Raw genomic sequence first — 16,373 nt, 5'->3', positions numbered from 1 at the left:
GACCGGCACGGGGGCCGGCCGGGGCGTGCCGTAGTCTCGTGTGCAGTCAGGTACCTAGGTTGAGGGACTCACGTGGCAGAGGCGGAACACATCATCGGTACGCCGGACACCCCGGACGCTGCGGGAGCGGGACACGATGACGCCGCGGCGAGCGCGGCGACCGCGACGCCCCCGGCCGAGCGGCCCCGGGGACGGCGCCGGATCGCCGTGCTGTTCTCGGTGGCCGCCTTCGCCTACGCCCTCGACCTTGTCAGCAAGCTGGTCGTGGTGGCGAAGCTGGAGCACCACGCGCCGGTCGAGGTCATCGGGGAGTGGCTGGAGTTCACCGCCATCCGCAACGCGGGTGCGGCCTTCAGCTTCGGGCAGGCCTACACGGTCATCTTCACGGTCATCGCGGCCGCCGTCATCGTGGTGATCATCCGCCTCGCCCGCAAGCTCTACAGCCTGCCCTGGGCGATCGCGCTGGGCCTGCTGCTCGGCGGCGCGCTGGGCAACCTGACCGACCGGATCTTCCGCTCGCCGGGGATCTTCCAGGGCGAGGTCATCGACTTCATCGCGCCCAAGGGCTTCGCGGTGTTCAACCTGGCCGACTCGGCGATCGTCTGCGGCGGCGTCCTGATCGTGCTGCTGTCCTTCCGCGGCCTGGACCCGGACGGCACGGTCCACAAGGACTGAGCCCCGCGGCCCGTCCGCCCGGCCGGCCCGGCGGGCTTGTCCACAGGCTGCGTTGTCCACAGGCTCGTTCGGGGCCGTCGGACCCGTCCGGCATACTCGTCGGGTGAGCACGCTTCCCGAGATCCGTACCCTGCCCGTGCCCGACGGCCTGGAGGGCGAGCGCGTCGACGCCGCCATCTCCCGCATGTTCGGCTTCTCCCGTACCAAGGCGGCGGAGCTGGCCGCAGCGGGCAAGGTCCAGGTCGACGGGGCGGTGGTCGGCAAGTCCGAGCGGGTGCGCGGCGGTGCCTGGCTCGAGGTCGAGATGCCGCAGGCGCCCGCGCCGGTGCAGGTGGTCGCCGAGCCCGTCGAGGGCATGGAGATCGTGCACGACGACGATGACGTGGTCGTGATCGTGAAGCCCGTGGGCGTGGCCGCGCACCCGTCGCCGGGCTGGACCGGGCCGACCGTCATCGGCGGCCTCGCCGCCGCCGGGTACCGGATCTCCACCTCCGGGGCCGCCGAGCGCCAGGGCATCGTGCACCGCCTGGACGTGGGCACGTCCGGCCTGATGGTGGTCGCCAAGTCCGAGTACGCGTACACGTCGCTCAAGCGCCAGTTCAAGGAGCGCACGGTCGACAAGCGGTACCACACGCTCGTCCAGGGCCACCCGGACCCGACCAGCGGCACCATCGACGCCCCCATCGGCCGCCACCCCAACCACGACTACAAGTGGGCCGTCACCGCGGACGGCAAGCCGTCCGTGACGCACTACGACCTGATCGAGGCGTTCCGCGCCGCCTCCCTGCTGGACGTGAAGCTGGAGACGGGCCGCACCCACCAGATCCGCGTCCACATGTCCGCCCACCGCCACCCGTGCGTCGGCGACCTGACCTACGGTGCCGACCCCACGCTCGCCAAGCGGCTGCGCCTGACCCGCCAGTGGCTGCACGCCGTACGGCTCGGTTTCGAGCACCCCGGGGACGGCCGGTGGGTGGAGTTCGAGTGCGGCTACCCGGAGGACCTCCAGACGGCGCTCGACCAGGTCCGCGAGGAGACCTACGGATGACCGGCACGCCGTACACCGTGCGGATCGCCGAGGACCCGGCCGACCGGCAGGCCTGCTTCGCGGTGCGCAAGGAGGTCTTCGTCGCCGAGCAGGGCGTCCCCGAGGACGTCGAGTACGACGCCCACGACGCCGCCGCCGTGCACGTCCTGGCGGTCCGCGAGGACGGCGTGCCGCTGGGCACCGGACGGCTGCTGCACGGCGCGGCGGCCGTGGCGCAGACCGGCGGCGACGTCTCGGTGGGTTCCCTGGGACGGCTCGCGGTCACCAGGGAGGCACGCGGCCTGGGCGTCGGCGTGGCCCTGGTGCGGGCCATCGAGGACGCGGCACGCGCGCGCGGGCTGACGGCCGTCGACCTGCACGCGCAGACCCACGCGCTGCGCTTCTACGAGCGGCTCGGATACGAGGCGTACGGGCCGGAGTACCCGGAGGCGGGCATCCCGCACCGGGCGATGCGGCGCACGCTGTAGTCCCCGGGGGCGCCGGTCGGCCGGTGCGCGCGGGGGCATGGCAGGCTTGAGGCCTGCTCGTGACGTCGACTCCCGGAGCGCTTGCCGTGGATCAGTTGGCCCTGTTGTTCGTGCTGTTGCTCGGGGCCCTGGTGAGTGTGCCGATGGGGGACCGGTTCGGGGTGCCGGCGCCGGTGCTGATGACGCTGCTCGGCATCGTGCTCGCGGTGGCCGACTTCGTCCCGAACGTGAACATCCCGCCGGAGCTGATCCTGCCCGGACTGCTGCCGCCGCTGCTGTACGCGGCGGTGCGGCGGACGTCCTGGCGGCAGTTCACCGCCAACAAACGGCCGATCTTCCTGCTCGCCGTCGCGCTGGTGTTCGTCACCACGGTGTGCGTGGCCGCCGTCGCCTCCGCGATCGTGCCCGGACTGCCGGTCGCCGCCGCCGTCGCGCTCGGCGCGCTGGTCGCGCCGCCGGATCCGGTCGCCGCGACCGCCGTGGCCGGACAGCTCGGGCTGCCGCGCCGGCTGGTGTCGATCCTGGAGGGCGAGGGACTGTTCAACGACGTCACGGCCATCGTGCTGTACCACGTGGCGATCGCCGCCGTGGTCAGCGGAAGCTTCTCGCCCTGGCAGGCCGGGCTGGACCTGGTGCTGTCCGCGGTGGTCGCCGTCGCCGTGGGGCTGGCACTCGGCTGGGGCGCGAACTGGCTGATGGACGTGCTGGACGACGCCACCCTCCAGATCGGGCTGACGCTGCTGGTGCCGTACGCCTCGTACGTGCTCGCGGAGGAACTGCACGGCTCCGGGGTGCTCGCCGTGCTCACCACCGCGCTCTTCCTCGCCGAGTACGCCTCCCACCCGGACGACGTGATGACACGGCTCGCCGGGCACACCTTCTGGGACATCGTCGACACGCTCGTCACCGGCGTGGCGTTCGGGCTGATCGGCCTGGAGCTGCACAACGCGATCCGGACGGCGTCCGGGCGGTGGGGCGAGCTGCTCGGCTGGGCGGCCACGGTCGTGGGCGTGGTGGTCTTCGTACGCCTGCTGTGGCTGATGCCGGCGACCTGGCTGACCAAACGGCTGCACGCCAGACGGGACTACGACGAGGACATCCCGATGAGCTGGCGGGAGACCGCCGTGATGTGGTGGTCCGGGATGCGGGGCGTGGCGTCGGTGGCGCTGGCACTGGCCGTTCCGCTCACGACCGACGACGGGTCGCCGTTCCCCGACCGGGACGAGATCGTGTTCATCGCCTTCGGCGTGATCATGGCGACGCTGGTGCTCCAGGGACTCACCCTGCCGTGGCTGGTGAAGCGGCTGGGCGTGCGGGCGGACACGGAGCGGGAGAAGGAGTTCGAGAAGCAGCTGGCCGTGCGGGCGGCCAAGGCGGCCAAGCGGCGGCTGAAGGAGATCGAGTCGGTCGAGGAACTGCCCGAGGAGCTGTCCGAGCAGATGGCGCGGCGGGCCTTCGACATCGGGCTGCGGATCAGTCCGGACGTGGGGGAGGACGAGCGGCGCGACGCGCACGAGAGGCGCGTGCGCCGGCTCAAGCGGGTGCGGCGGATCCAGGGGGAGATGCTGAGCGCCGCGCGGCACGAGGTGATGGCCGCGCGGAGCGAACCCGGGGCGGATCCGGAGATCGTTGACCGGGTGCTGCGCCATCTGGACGTGCGCAGTCTGAAGTGATGGCGGGCGGGGGGTCTCCCGCCCGCCACCACTCGTTTCCGGTCGGTCGGGAAGCCGGGCGTCAGGCCCTGCCCGTCCGCGGGGTCTCGTAGGCCCGGTGCTGGGCGCCGTCCTGGGACGGGATGCGGGGGCTGCCCGGGGGGAGGTAAGCGCCGGCCGTGTTGACGCGGGGCAGCGCGTACGGGTGCTCCGCGGACAGCCAGGTGATCATCTCCTCGCGGACCGTGACCCGCACCGTCCAGATGTCGTCGGCGTCCTTCGCGGTCACCAGGGCCCGGACCTGGATCGTGTTGGGGGTCGAGTCGGTCACCACCAGTCCGTGGGCGCGGCCGTCCCAGGCCGGGCACTCACGCAGGATGTCCCGCAGCTTCTCGCGCATCGCCTCGATGGGCGCGCTGTGGTCGAGGTGCCAGTAGACGATGCCGGTCATCTGCGGGGTGCCGCGCGACCAGTTCTCGAACGGGTTCGCTGTGAAATACGACACAGGCATGGTGATCCGGCGCTCGTCCCACGTCTTGACCGTCAGGAAGGTCAGCGTGATCTCCTCGACGGTGCCCCACTCGCCGTCCACCACCACGGTGTCCCCGATCCGCACCATGTCGCCGAAGGCGATCTGGAGCCCGGCGAACATGTTGCTCAGCGTGGACTGCGCGGCGACACCGGCGACGATGCCGAGGATGCCGGCCGAGGCCAGCAGCGAGGCACCGGCCGCGCGCATCGCCGGGAACGTCAGCAGCATCGAGGCGGCGGCCACGACGATGACGATCGCCGACACCACCCGCATGATCAGCTCGACCTGTGTGCGCACCCGGCGCACCCGGGCCGGATCGCGGTGGGCTCGCGCGTACCGGCTGTACGACGTCTCGACGATGGCCCCCGCGATCCGGATGACCAGCCAGGCGGCCGACCCGATCAGCACCAGGGTCAGCGTCCGGCCGATGCCGGCCTGGTGCTGCTCCAGCAGCCGCGCCTGGTCGTAAGACCCTCTCAGCATGGCGGCGCACAGTACGAGCTGGTAGGGGATGCGCCCGCGGCGCAGCAGTCCCCACAAGGGCGTTTCGTGGTTCCGTTCGTCTGCCTTTTGCAGTAGCCGGTCGGTGGCCCAGCCGATGAGCAGGGTCAGCGCGACCGCACTGCCGATCACGATCAGAGGGCGGAGTACGTTCTCCATGCCTCCGAACGTAACCGGCCACCGGCGAGCTTGAACATGTGACTTCGGCACGCACCTGGGTAGCGCCCGACGCGGTCACGGTCGGTCACTGTCGTGACCGGCTGGCACCATGGCCTCATGAACATCATGCTTTTTCACTCGACCTACGGCCTCAGGCCCGCGGTGCGCCAGGCCGCGGACCGGCTGCGCGGCGCGGGGCACGAGGTGTGGACGCCGGACCTCTTCGAAGGACGTACGTTCGACACGGTCGAGGAGGGCATGGCCTTCAACGACGAGGTCGGCAAGGACGAGCTGCTGAAGCGGGCCGTCCTGGCCGCCGCGCCGTACTCCGACCGGGGGCTCGTGTACGCGGGGTTCTCGCTCGGCGCCTCCATCGCGCAGACCCTCGCCCTGGGCGACGACAAGGCGAGCGGGCTGCTGCTCCTGCACGGCACGTCGGACCTCGCGCCGAACGCCTCCGTGGACGAGCTGCCGGTGCAGCTGCACGTCGCCGAGCCGGACCCGTTCGAGACGGACGACTGGCTGAGCGCCTGGTACCTCCAGATGGGCAGAGCCGGCGCCGATGTCGAGGTGTACCGGTACGCCGGGGCCGGTCACCTCTACACCGACCCCGGCCTGCCGGACTACGACGAGGAGGCCGCCGAGGCCACCTGGCGGGTGGCACTCGGCTTCCTCGACGGTCTGGGCCCCACACCGAGCGGGGCGTGAGGGCTGGCCCGGGAAGCACTCCTGGGGTTGTGCACCAGCACGAGGTCGATTTAACGCGATCGTGTGGTGATCGGCTCCCGGGCTTGCGGTGTGGCCAGGTCGTCAGGAAGCTGGCCTCCCGGGATCGGACCACGGACAGGATCCGTGTCGCTGCCCCGGGGCGAGTACGCCAGTAACCAGTGCGCCCACAACCGTTCGGGGCGTGCGGCTGAGGGGACTCACTCCTGCTCAGTCCACAGGAACGGTGGCCATGTGACTCCCATCATGAACGGACCTGACGGGCCGCCAGACAGGGCGCCTCGCCAAGGTGTTCGATGTTGGAAGGATCGTCTCGGTTGCTCCGGGCGTTGGTCTTTTACACAGGGTTGTAGGTGCGCTCGACCTTCTGCGTGCCGCTGCGGGTGCGGTACGAACGGGCCCAGGACGCGGTCGCGTCCGGGTTCGTGCGGTCGGACAGGACGTAGTAGTCCATCTGCGTCCGGTCGGCCGTGATGTCCAGGACGCCGAACCCGTGCCGGTCGGTGTCGACCCAGTGGACGTGCCGGTTGGCGGCCTCGATGACCGGCGCGGCGACGGCGGAGACGGTGCCCTCGGGGACCTTCACGATGTCGTCGAGGTTGTCCGAGGTGACCGAGGTGATCACGAACTCGGTGGCCGCCGACGGCGACAGCGGGTAGGTGCCCGCGTCCACCGGCACGTCGTTGGCCCAGGACATGTGGATGTCACCGGTCAGGAAGACGGTGTTGCCGATGGCGTTGGACCGCAGGTGGTCGAGGAGCTCGCGGCGGTCGTCGGTGTAGCCGTCCCACTGGTCGGTGTTGACGCCGATGCCGTCCTGCGGCAGCCCGAGCAGCTTGGCCAGCGGCTTGAGCAGGTCGGCGGTGAGCGAGCCGATGACGAACGGCGCGACCATCACCGAGTTGCCGACGAGCCGCCACTTGGTGTCGGAGGCCTTGAGACCCGCCTTGAGCCAGTCGAGCTGGGCGCGGCCGGTGATCGTCCGGTCCGGGTCGTCCACCGAGCCGCTGCCCGTGGACGCCTGCTGGGAGCGGAAGGAACGCAGGTCCAGCAGCGACAGGTCGGCGAGCTTGCCGAAGCGCAGCCGCCGGTAGGTGGTGCCCGCGATCGCCGGGCGGACCGGCATCCACTCGAAGTACGCCTGCCGCGCGGCGGCCTGACGGGCACTCCAGGTGCCCTCGGCGCCCTCGGTGTGGTTGACCGCGCCGCCGGACCAGGCGTTGTCGGCGAACTCGTGGTCGTCCCAGATGGCGATGACCGGTGCCTTCAGGTGCAGTGCCTGGAGGTCGGGGTCGGTCTTGTACTTCGCGTGCCGGACGCGGTAGTCGGCGAGCGTGATGATCTCGTTCGCCGGCGCGTGCGGGCGCACGACCGTGCCCCGGGCCGCGTACTCGCCCGACTTGTACTCGTAGATGTAGTCGCCCAGGTGCAGCCAGGCGTCCAGGTCGTTGCGGGCCGCGAGGTGCCGGTAGGCGGAGAAGTAACCCGCTTCCCAGTTGGCGCAGGTGGCCACGCCGAAACGCAGGCCGGAGACGGCCGCGTCCGCCGCCGGGGCGGTACGGGTGCGCGCCACCGGGGAGTCGGTACCGCCGGCCGAGAAGCGGAACCAGTAGTCGGTCGCCGGTTCCAGACCGCGGATGTCGGCCTTCACGGTGTGGTCGGAGGCCGCCGTCGCGGTGGTGGAGCCCTTGCTGACGATGCTGGTGAACGCCTTGTCCTTGGCGACGACCCAGCTCACCTCGGTGTCCGGGCCGAGCCCGGAGCCCGGCATCGCCTCGGCGGTCGGTGTCACCCGGGTCCACAGCAGGATGCCGTCGGGCAGCGGGTCACCGGAGGCGACGCCGTGCAGGAAGGCGGGCGTGTCCGTGGCGGCCCGCGCGGGCAGTGCGGCGGCGAGCGGGCCGGCCAGGACAGCCGTCGCCGCCGCGGCCTTGACGACCGTACGGCGGCGGGGGCAGAGGGAGTTGACGCCCTCGGACGATGTGGAGGCTCTGTATCGACTGGTCACGGCCGATCAGGTTACTGACCGGTATGGAAAAAGGGCAGGCGAACTCGCAAAGTTCGCCTGCCCGTCATGTGGTGACTAGCCCTTGAGGGCCGCGTCCACCAAGCGGTTGAAGTCAGCCACCGACATGGGCGGGTTGCCGTCGGGCCGGCCGTTGACGGTGAGCTTCTTGCCGTCCATCACGAAGCTCGGCGTGCCGGTCACGCCTTCCTTGTTGGTGTCGAAGGTCTTCGACATCGCCATCGCCCAGGCGTCGTACGTGCCCTTCTTCACCGCGTTCTCGAACGCCGTGTTGTTCTTCAGCGCGGGAACCGTGTCGGCGACCTTGATGAGGTAGCTGTCGTCCTTGAACTTGTCGACCTTCTCGTCCGGGTGCCACTTCGTCGAGTACAGCGCGGTCTTGTACTCGAGGAACGCCTCCGGGCTGACGTTCAGCGCGGCGCCCATCGCGCTCAGCGCGTTCTTGGAGCCCTGGCCGTTGTCCTTGTTGTCGATGAACGTGCCACCGACGTACTGGATCTTGAACTTTCCGTCGTCGGTGTCCTTCTTCACGGTGGCGCCGACGACCTGCTCGAACTGGGCGCAGACGGGGCAGCGCGGGTCCTCGTAGACCTTGAGGGTCTTCTTCGCGCTGTCCTTGCCGATGACGACGGTGGTGCCCTTCGTACCCGTGGTGTTCGCCGGGGCGACGACCTTGGCGTCCTTCAGACCCTCCCAGTAGGCGGGCTTGTTGGCCTGCACGACGGCGTAGCCTATGCCGCCGGCCGCCGCCAGGACGGCCACGACCGAGCCGGCCACGATGGCCTGCCGCTTGGCCTTGTCGCGCTTGGCCTGGCGCTCGCGCTCCTGGCGCAGCCGCTCCCGGGCCGCCGTCTTCGCCGACTGGCTGTTCCGCTTGCTCATCTTGGTGATCTCCATGTGGGACGCGCACGGGTCGTACGCGGGATACGTGTGGGGGACTGGTCGTGCTCAGGTGTCGCTCAGGCGAAGGCGACCGAGCACGGCGGTCCACGCCGTCCCAGGGAGTGCACGAGGAGCCGGTCCCGGGCGACGGCCGTTTGGGCGTGCGGGATCCGGACCCGCCGTACCGCCGCCGGATCCGGCCGGACGGCCACCGCGGCCACCGCCAGCAGCAGCGGCCGGAACGTCGTCGCGGTCACCGCGCGCACCAGCTGGCCCAGCGCCCGCTCGCCCCGGCGCAGCCAGGCGGCGGCCAGCAGGCCCACACCGACGTGCGCCGCCAGCAGCAGCCAGGCGGTCGCCGGCCCGGCGTGGGCGAGCAGGGCGGCGAGCCGGTCGGTGCCGGTGCCGGTGACCCGGGCCAGCGGAGCGCCCACCCCGGCGCCGTTGCCGCACAGCACGTCCCAGCCGACCGAACGCAGCGGGCCCGCGACGGGGCCGCCGGCGCGGCCGTAGCAGACGTGCTGGCCGGTGGTGAAGACGGTGTCGGCGGTCAGTTCCAGCGGGACCAGCACGGCGGCGATCCGGCCGAAGCCGCGCTCGCGGCCGGCGAGGGCGTACGCGAGGAGGAACACGGCGACCGCGACCGCGACCACCGTGTTCACCGGCAGCGGGGCCCGGGACAGCAGCACGTGCGACGCGCTGCTGAGCGTCACGACCAGTGCCGTGAACAGCGCCGCGCGTACGGCTCTGAGCTGGATCCCGGATATGTCCATAGCGGGGAGAGTGTGTCATGGGCCGCTGTAAGAGACCCCTAAAAGGTATCTGTGAGCGGCCCGTCGGTCACAGACCCGGAATGCGGCCGTTGCGGAAGAGGTCGACGAAGATCTGGTGGTCGGCACGCGCGCGTGCGCCGTAGCCGTGCGCGAAGTCGGTCAGCAGGTCCGCGAAGCCCTCCTCGTCGGCCGCGATCGCCGCGTCGATGGCCCGCTCGGTGGAGAACGGCACCAGGGACTCGCCCGAGGTGTCGTCCGCCGCCGCGTGCATGGTGGCGGTGGCCCGGCCCAGGTCGGCGACGACCGCCGCGATCTCCTCCGGGTCGTCGATGTCGCTCCAGTCCAGGTCGACGGCGTACGGCGACACCTCGGCGACCAGCTGGCCCGTCCCGTCGAGCTCCGTCCAGCCCAGCCACGGGTCGGCGTGCGCCTGGAGGGCGCGCTGGGAGATCACCGTGCGGTGGCCCTCGTGCTGGAAGTAGTCACGGATCGCCGGGTCCGTGATGTGCCGGGAGACGGCCGGGGTCTGGGCCTGCTTGATGTAGATCACGACGTCGTTCTCCAGGGCGTCGCTGTGACCCTCCAGCAGGATGTTGTACGACGGCAGCCCGGCCGACCCGATGCCGATGCCGCGCCGCCCGACGACGTCCTTGACCCGGTACGAGTCCGGGCGGGCCAGCGAGGTCTCCGGCAGCGTCTCCAGGTAGCCGTCGAAGGCCGCCAGCACCTTGTAGCGGGTCGCCGCGTCCAGCTCGATCGAGCCGCCGCCCGGGGCGAAGCGGCGCTCGAAGTCCCGGATCTCGGTCATCGAGTCCAGCAGCCCGAAGCGGGTGAGGGAGCGCGCGTCACGCAGCGCGTCCAGCAGGGCGCCCTGCGCGGTGTCCAGCGTGAAGGGCGGCACCTCGTCGCTCTTGGCGCCGGTCGCCAGGGCGTGGACGCGCTCGCGGTAGGCGGCCGCGTAGACCCGGACCAGCTCGGTGATCTGGTCGTCGCCGAGCGCCTTGGCGTACCCGATGAGGGCGATGGAGGCGGAGAAGCGCTTCAGGTCCCAGGTGAAGGGGCCGACGTACGCCTCGTCGAAGTCGTTGACGTTGAAGATCAGCCGGCCGGTGGCGTCCATGTACGTGCCGAAGTTCTCGGCGTGCAGGTCGCCGTGGATCCAGACCCGGGAGGTGCGCTCGTCCAGGTACGGGCCGCCGCGCTTCTCCGCGTCCAGGTCGTGGTAGAAGAGGCACGCCGTGCCCCGGTAGAACGCGAAGGCCGAGGCCGCCATCTTCCGGAACTTCACGCGGAACGCGGCCGGGTCGGCGGCCAGGAGCTGGCCGAAGGCGGTGTCGAAGACGGCGAGGATCTCCTCGCCGCGCTGCTCGTCGTTGAGCTGGGGTACCGACATCGCTGGGTGCCTCCTGGTGCATCAATGGGTGCGACGGCGTTGCTGCCGTCTCCAACGCACGAAGGTACGCGGGAGTGCCCGGCGAGTGTCAGTCCCGGGGCATAGACTTCGACGCTGTCCCCCAGACTGTCCGCAGTCGGTCCGCACTCGGTCGGAAGATCGTCGACGCCTGCCCACCCGCCACCCGACCACCGCCCCTCAACGAGGCGCTTCGCGCCGCACCTGTTCAATCGGAGGCCGAAACCGTGTCAAAGCCGCCCTTCACGCACCTGCACGTCCACACCCAGTACTCGCTGCTGGACGGTGCCGCGCGGCTCAAGGACATGTTCAACGCCTGCAACGAGATGGGCATGACGCACATCGCCATGTCCGACCACGGCAACCTCCACGGGGCGTACGACTTCTTCCATTCCGCGCAGAAGGCCGGGATCACCCCGATCATCGGCATCGAGGCGTATGTCGCCCCCGAGTCCCGGCGCAACAAGCGCAAGATCCAGTGGGGCCAGCCGCACCAGAAGCGGGACGACGTCTCCGGTTCCGGTGGTTACACCCACAAGACGATGTGGGCGGTGAACAAGACCGGCCTGCACAACCTCTTCCGGCTGTCCTCGGACGCGTACGCGGAGGGCTGGCTCCAGAAGTGGCCCCGGATGGACAAGGAGACCATCGCGCAGTGGTCCGAGGGGATCGTCGCCTCCACCGGCTGCCCCTCCGGCGAGGTCCAGACCCGGCTGCGCCTGGGACAGTTCGACGAGGCCCTCAAGGCGGCCGCCGACTACCAGGACATCTTCGGCAAGGACCGCTACTTCCTGGAGCTGATGGACCACGGCATCGACATCGAGCACCGGGTCCGCGACGGCCTCCTGGAGATCGGCAAGAAGCTCGGCATCCCCCCGCTGGTCACCAACGACTCGCACTACACCTACGCCCACGAGGCGGGCGCCCACGACGCCCTGCTGTGCATCCAGACCGGCAAGAACCTCTCCGACCCCGACCGCTTCAAGTTCGACGGCACCGGCTACTACCTGAAGTCCACGGACGAGATGTACGCCATCGACTCCTCGGACGCCTGGCAGGAGGGCTGCGCCAACACGCTCCTCGTCGCCGAGATGGTCGACACCACCGGCATGTTCGAGGCCAAGAACCTCATGCCGAAGTTCGACATCCCGGAGGGCTACACCGAGGTCACCTGGTTCAAGGAGGAGGTCCGCCGCGGCATGGAGCGCCGCTTCCCCGGCGGCATCCCGGAGGACCGGCAGAAGCAGGTCGAGTACGAGATGGACGTCATCATCCAGATGGGGTTCCCGGGCTACTTCCTCGTGGTCGCCGACTTCATCATGTGGGCCAAGAACAACGGCATCGCGGTCGGTCCCGGCCGTGGCTCCGCGGCCGGTTCGATCGTCGCGTACGCCATGGGCATCACCGACCTCGACCCGATCCCGCACGGCCTGATCTTCGAGCGCTTCCTCAACCCCGAGCGCGTCTCCATGCCCGACGTCGACATCGACTTCGACGAGCGTCGGCGCGTCGAGGTCATCCGGTACGTGACCGAGAAGTACGGCGCCGACAAGGTCGCCATGATCGGCACCTACGGCAAGATCAAGGCCAAGAACGCCATCAAGGACTCGGCGCGCGTGCTGGGCTACCCGTACGCGATGGGCGACCGCCTGACCAAGGCGATGCCCGCGGACGTCCTCGGCAAGGGCATCGACCTCAACGGCATCACCGACCCCTCGCACCCGCGCTACAGCGAGGCGGGTGAGATCCGCGGGATGTACGAGAACGAGCCGGACGTGAAGAAGGTCATCGACACCGCCAAGGGCGTCGAGGGCCTGGTCCGGCAGATGGGCGTGCACGCCGCCGGCGTGATCATGTCCAGCGAGACCATCACCGAGCACGTGCCCGTCTGGGTCCGGCACACCGACGGCGTGACCATCACGCAGTGGGACTACCCGAGCTGTGAGTCGCTCGGCCTGCTGAAGATGGACTTCCTCGGCCTGCGCAACCTGACGATCATGGACGACGCCGTCAAGATGGTGAAGTCCAACAAGGGCGTCGACCTGGAGCTGCTGAGCCTCCCGCTGGACGACCCCAAGACCTTCGAACTGCTCCAGCGCGGCGACACCCTCGGCGTCTTCCAGTTCGACGGCGGCCCCATGCGCTCGCTGCTGCGGCTGATGAAGCCCGACAACTTCGAAGACATCTCCGCCGTCTCCGCGCTCTACCGTCCCGGCCCGATGGGCATGGACTCGCACACCAACTACGCGCTGCGCAAGAACAAGCTCCAGGAGATCACCCCGATCCACAAGGAGCTGGAGGAGCCCCTCAGGGAGGTCCTGGACGTCACCTACGGCCTGATCGTCTACCAGGAGCAGGTGCAGAAGGCCGCCCAGATCATCGCCGGCTACTCGCTCGGCGAGGCCGACATCCTCCGCCGCGTGATGGGCAAGAAGAAGCCCGAGGAACTGGCGAAGAACTTCGTCCTGTTCCAGAAGGGCGCCCGCGAGAAGGGCTACAGCGACGAGGCCATCCAGGCGCTGTGGGACGTGCTGGTCCCCTTCGCCGGATACGCCTTCAACAAGGCGCACTCCGCCGCGTACGGCCTGGTCTCGTACTGGACCGCCTATCTGAAGGCGAACTACCCCGCCGAGTACATGGCGGCGCTGCTGACCTCCGTCAAGGACGACAAGGACAAGTCGGCCGTCTACCTCAACGAGTGCCGACGCATGGGCATCAAGGTGCTCCCGCCCAACGTCAACGAGTCGATGTCCAACTTCGCCGCCCAGGGCGACGACGTGATCCTCTTCGGCCTCTCCGCCGTCCGCAACGTCGGTACGAACGTCGTCGAGTCGATCATCAAGTGCCGCAAGGCCAAGGGGAAGTACGCCTCCTTCCCCGACTACCTCGACAAGGTCGACGCGGTGGTCTGCAACAAGCGCACCACCGAATCGCTGATCAAGGCCGGCGCCTTCGACGAGATGGGCCACACCCGCAAGGGCCTCACCGCCCAGTACGAGCCGATGATCGACAACGTGGTCGCGGTCAAGCGCAAGGAGGCCGAGGGACAGTTCGACCTCTTCGGCGGCATGGGCGAGGAGACCAGCAGCGAACCCGGCTTCGGTCTCGACGTGGAGTTCACCACCGAGGAGTGGGACAAGACCTACCTGCTCGCCCAGGAGCGGGAGATGCTCGGCCTGTACGTCTCCGACCACCCGCTCTTCGGCCTGGAGCACGTGCTGTCCGACAAGGCCGACGCGGGCATCGCCCAGCTCACCGGCGGCGAGCACGCGGACGGCGCGGTCGTCACCATCGGCGGCATCATCTCGGGCCTCCAGCGCAAGATGACCAAGCAGGGCAACGCCTGGGCCATCGCCACGGTGGAGGACCTCGCCGGGTCCATCGAGTGCATGTTCTTCCCGGCCACCTACCAGCTCGTGTCGACCCAACTCGTCGAGGACGCGGTCGTCTTCGTCAAGGGCCGCCTCGACAAGCGCGAGGACGTGCCGCGGCTCGTCGCGATGGAGCTGATGGTCCCCGACCTCTCCAACGCGGGCACCAACGCGCCCGTGATCCTCACCATCCCGGCCACGCGGGTCACCCCGCCGATGGTCAGCCGCCTCGGTGAGATCCTCAGCCACCACAAGGGCGACAGCGAGGTCCGCATCAAGCTCCAGGGCCCGCGCAAGACGACCGTCCTGCGCCTGGACCGGCACCGCGTGAAGCCGGACCCGGCCCTCTTCGGCGACCTCAAGGTGCTGCTCGGCCCGTCCTGCCTGGCGGGCTGATCACCGCCGGTGCGCGGTCGGGGCGTGCGACGTGAACGAGGGGCGTGTCCGCGAGCGGATACGCCCCTCGTCCGTGCCTGGGCTCAAAGGCCCGCGCGACGGTCTCAGTTGTGGCCGAAGCGCTTGTGCTGCTTGCGTGCGACATCCGCCGGGCTGCCCGGTACGTGCGCCATCTCGGGATCGTGCGCCTCCGGGGCGTGCTGTGTGCGCTCCTGCGGCTGCTCGGCCTGCGAGGAGCGGTTCTTCGGGCCGGCCTGCTTGCGGTTGTTCTTGTTCTTGGCCATGGTGATCTGCCTCCTGAAGGGGATCTAGGGGCCAGGGCCGCCCTCAGATTCACATAGGCTGACAATGAACGCATTCCGGATAATTACCGTCTGTGACAGGCTTGTCGGAGCGCACGACCCCGAAACGCCACGCCGAAGATCGAGTTCGAGCCGTTAACCCCCGCACGGTCGGGCAGACTCGAAGGAAGCCGCAAGCGGAAACCTCCCGGGAAGAAGGTGAGTCGCGTGGACCGCTGCATCGTCCTGGTGGACGCCGGGTACTTGCTGGGGGCCGCAGCCAGCCTCCTCGCCGGAGAGCCCTCACGGTCCCGGATCACCGTCGACCACACCGCCCTCATCCAGGCGCTGCGCGAGCGGGCGGAGGCCGACACCGAACGCCCCCTGCTGCGTATCTACTGGTTCGACGGCGCACCCGACCGCGTCCCCCAGCCGGAGCACCGCCGGCTGCGCGTGATGCCCCGGGTCACCGTCCGGCTCGGCGCGCTGACCCGCAGCGACGGACGCTGGGCGCAGAAGGGCGTGGACGCCGCCATGCACGCCGAGCTCACCGAGCTCGCCCGCAACCGCGCCTGCTCCGACGTCGTCCTGGTCACCGGCGACGGCGACCTGCTGCCGGGCATGATGGCCGCCAAGGAGCACGGCGTCGCCGTCCACCTGTGGGCCGTACAGGCCGCCGACGGCGACTACAACCAGTCCGAGGACCTCGTCGCCGAGGCCGACGAGCGGCGCGTGCTGGACCGGGCCTGGATCACGCAGGCGGTACGGGCCAAGGAGCTCACCGGCGTCTGCGCACCGCCGCCCGTGCCCCGCCCGGAGATCGCCGCGATCCTCTCCGCGCCGCTGCCCGAGTCCGCGCTGGCCGCCGCGCCCGAGCGGCCCGCCGCGGACAGCGAGCACACGGCGGCCGCCCCCGCCGCGCAGAACGGCGTGCAGGAGCGGGTGCCCGCGGCCAAGGGCGTACCCACCCCCAAGGACCTCGCCGCGCTGCGCGCGCCCGGCGTGCAGACCGCGCAGCAGCCGGCCACGGCCACCCTGCGCTGGTCCTCCGACAAGGGCTGGGTGGACCGGCCGGGCGCGGTGGCCGAACCCCCGGAGGTCGCGTCCATGCCGACGCTGGCCCAGCTGACCACCGCCGAGCAGCGGTGGGCCGACCGCGAGGAGGACATCACCACGGTCGGCGGGGACCCGTACGAGGTCGGGCAGGTCTTCGCCCGGCGGTGGATCTCCCGCCTGGGCGACCAGGTCCACCTGCCGAAACTCTCCGCGATGTACCCGCGCATCCCGCACCGCATCGACGGTGAGCTGCTGCGCTACGCGGCCCGCTTCGGCCTCCTCGCCCACAAGGACGACCAGATCGACGAGCACGACCGGTACGCCATTCGGGCGGGGTTCTGGCGGGAGATCGACGTACCCGCGGCCACGGAGCAGGCGCCGACCGGCGAGTGAGCCCCCGCTCGCCAGGCCCCAAAG

Annotated in this window: 13 protein-coding genes; 7 read left to right on the top strand and 6 right to left on the bottom strand. The window is 70.1% G+C overall.

The features are described from left to right. Positions 1-72 precede the first annotated feature (72 nt). The 4 genes from lspA (at position 73) to ACFY01_RS09055 (ending at position 3,863) form a co-directional block, all read left to right on the top strand. Positions 73-675 carry a signal peptidase II gene (gene lspA / locus ACFY01_RS09070; protein WP_390735017.1) on the top strand — a complete coding sequence of 201 codons (603 nt, stop codon included), beginning with the start codon at positions 73-75 and terminating at the stop codon, positions 673-675. 103 nt (positions 676-778) lie between these two features. Further along, complete coding sequence (locus ACFY01_RS09065; protein WP_390735016.1) at positions 779-1,723, top strand: RluA family pseudouridine synthase; 945 nt, start codon at positions 779-781, stop codon at positions 1,721-1,723. Then, positions 1,720-2,190, top strand: coding sequence for a GNAT family N-acetyltransferase (locus tag ACFY01_RS09060; RefSeq protein ID WP_390735015.1), 471 nt, complete (start codon positions 1,720-1,722; stop codon positions 2,188-2,190). Before ACFY01_RS09065 ends, ACFY01_RS09060 begins: the two co-directional genes overlap by 4 nt. 86 nt (positions 2,191-2,276) lie before the next feature. Further along, positions 2,277-3,863: a Na+/H+ antiporter gene (locus ACFY01_RS09055; RefSeq protein WP_390735014.1), complete on the top strand. Its 1,587-nt coding sequence runs from the start codon at positions 2,277-2,279 to the stop codon at positions 3,861-3,863. A gap of 61 nt (positions 3,864-3,924) precedes the next feature. Here ACFY01_RS09055 and ACFY01_RS09050 read toward each other — a convergent pair whose 3' ends face one another. Further along, a complete protein-coding gene (locus ACFY01_RS09050; protein WP_390735013.1) occupies positions 3,925-5,034 on the bottom strand; it encodes a mechanosensitive ion channel family protein in 1,110 nt (369 codons plus the stop codon). Positions 5,035-5,151: 117 nt separating this feature from the next. Here ACFY01_RS09050 and ACFY01_RS09045 point away from each other — a divergent pair, with 117 nt between their 5' ends. Next, complete coding sequence (locus ACFY01_RS09045) at positions 5,152-5,742, top strand: dienelactone hydrolase family protein (RefSeq protein ID WP_390735012.1); 591 nt, start codon at positions 5,152-5,154, stop codon at positions 5,740-5,742. Between the two features lie 355 nt (positions 5,743-6,097). On the opposite strand, the gene ACFY01_RS09040 is transcribed toward ACFY01_RS09045, so the two are convergent. The 4 genes from ACFY01_RS09040 to ACFY01_RS09025 all read right to left on the bottom strand — a co-directional run bounded on the left by ACFY01_RS09040 (position 6,098) and on the right by ACFY01_RS09025 (position 10,834). Further along, positions 6,098-7,768 (bottom strand): alkaline phosphatase D family protein, encoded by a 1,671-nt coding sequence (locus ACFY01_RS09040; protein ID WP_390735011.1) that lies wholly within the window; start codon positions 7,766-7,768, stop codon positions 6,098-6,100. 75 nt (positions 7,769-7,843) lie between these two features. Then, complete coding sequence (locus tag ACFY01_RS09035; protein WP_390735010.1) at positions 7,844-8,668, bottom strand: thioredoxin domain-containing protein; 825 nt, start codon at positions 8,666-8,668, stop codon at positions 7,844-7,846. 77 nt (positions 8,669-8,745) lie between these two features. Next, positions 8,746-9,441, bottom strand: a complete 696-nt coding sequence (locus tag ACFY01_RS09030; protein WP_390735009.1) for a hypothetical protein — start codon at positions 9,439-9,441, stop codon at positions 8,746-8,748. Between the two features lie 67 nt (positions 9,442-9,508). Then, positions 9,509-10,834 carry a DUF2252 domain-containing protein gene (locus ACFY01_RS09025; RefSeq protein WP_390735008.1) on the bottom strand — a complete coding sequence of 442 codons (1,326 nt, stop codon included), beginning with the start codon at positions 10,832-10,834 and terminating at the stop codon, positions 9,509-9,511. 245 nt (positions 10,835-11,079) lie between these two features. Here ACFY01_RS09025 and dnaE point away from each other — a divergent pair, with 245 nt between their 5' ends. Beyond that, positions 11,080-14,619 (top strand): DNA polymerase III subunit alpha, encoded by a 3,540-nt coding sequence (dnaE, locus tag ACFY01_RS09020; protein WP_390735007.1) that lies wholly within the window; start codon positions 11,080-11,082, stop codon positions 14,617-14,619. 104 nt (positions 14,620-14,723) lie between these two features. Here the strand turns inward: dnaE and ACFY01_RS09015 are convergent, their stop codons facing one another. Continuing rightward, positions 14,724-14,903, bottom strand: a complete 180-nt coding sequence (locus tag ACFY01_RS09015) for a hypothetical protein (protein ID WP_390735006.1) — start codon at positions 14,901-14,903, stop codon at positions 14,724-14,726. Positions 14,904-15,128: 225 nt separating this feature from the next. Between ACFY01_RS09015 and ACFY01_RS09010 the strand changes: the two genes are divergently transcribed. Further along, the gene (locus ACFY01_RS09010) at positions 15,129-16,349 is read left to right on the top strand and encodes an NYN domain-containing protein (protein WP_390735005.1); all 1,221 of its coding nucleotides are present in this window, start codon (positions 15,129-15,131) and stop codon (positions 16,347-16,349) included. The last annotated feature ends 24 nt before the right edge of the window (positions 16,350-16,373 follow it).

It is taken from the genome of Streptomyces sp. NPDC001480 (assembly GCF_042894725.1).
Taxonomy (GTDB): domain Bacteria; phylum Actinomycetota; class Actinomycetes; order Streptomycetales; family Streptomycetaceae; genus Streptomyces.
Note: the sequence above shows the minus strand (reverse complement) of the source record. Positions and strands in the feature narration are given on the sequence as shown.

Coding starts and splice junctions, on each gene's coding strand:
- ACFY01_RS09060 (WP_390735015.1), top strand. CDS start 1,720: ATGACCGGCACGCCGTACACCGTGCGGATCGCCGAGGACCCGGCCGAC.
- ACFY01_RS09050 (WP_390735013.1), bottom strand. CDS start 5,034: ATGGAGAACGTACTCCGCCCTCTGATCGTGATCGGCAGTGCGGTCGCG.
- ACFY01_RS09045 (WP_390735012.1), top strand. CDS start 5,152: ATGAACATCATGCTTTTTCACTCGACCTACGGCCTCAGGCCCGCGGTG.
- ACFY01_RS09035 (WP_390735010.1), bottom strand. CDS start 8,668: ATGAGCAAGCGGAACAGCCAGTCGGCGAAGACGGCGGCCCGGGAGCGG.
- ACFY01_RS09030 (WP_390735009.1), bottom strand. CDS start 9,441: ATGGACATATCCGGGATCCAGCTCAGAGCCGTACGCGCGGCGCTGTTC.
- ACFY01_RS09025 (WP_390735008.1), bottom strand. CDS start 10,834: ATGTCGGTACCCCAGCTCAACGACGAGCAGCGCGGCGAGGAGATCCTC.
- ACFY01_RS09015 (WP_390735006.1), bottom strand. CDS start 14,903: ATGGCCAAGAACAAGAACAACCGCAAGCAGGCCGGCCCGAAGAACCGC.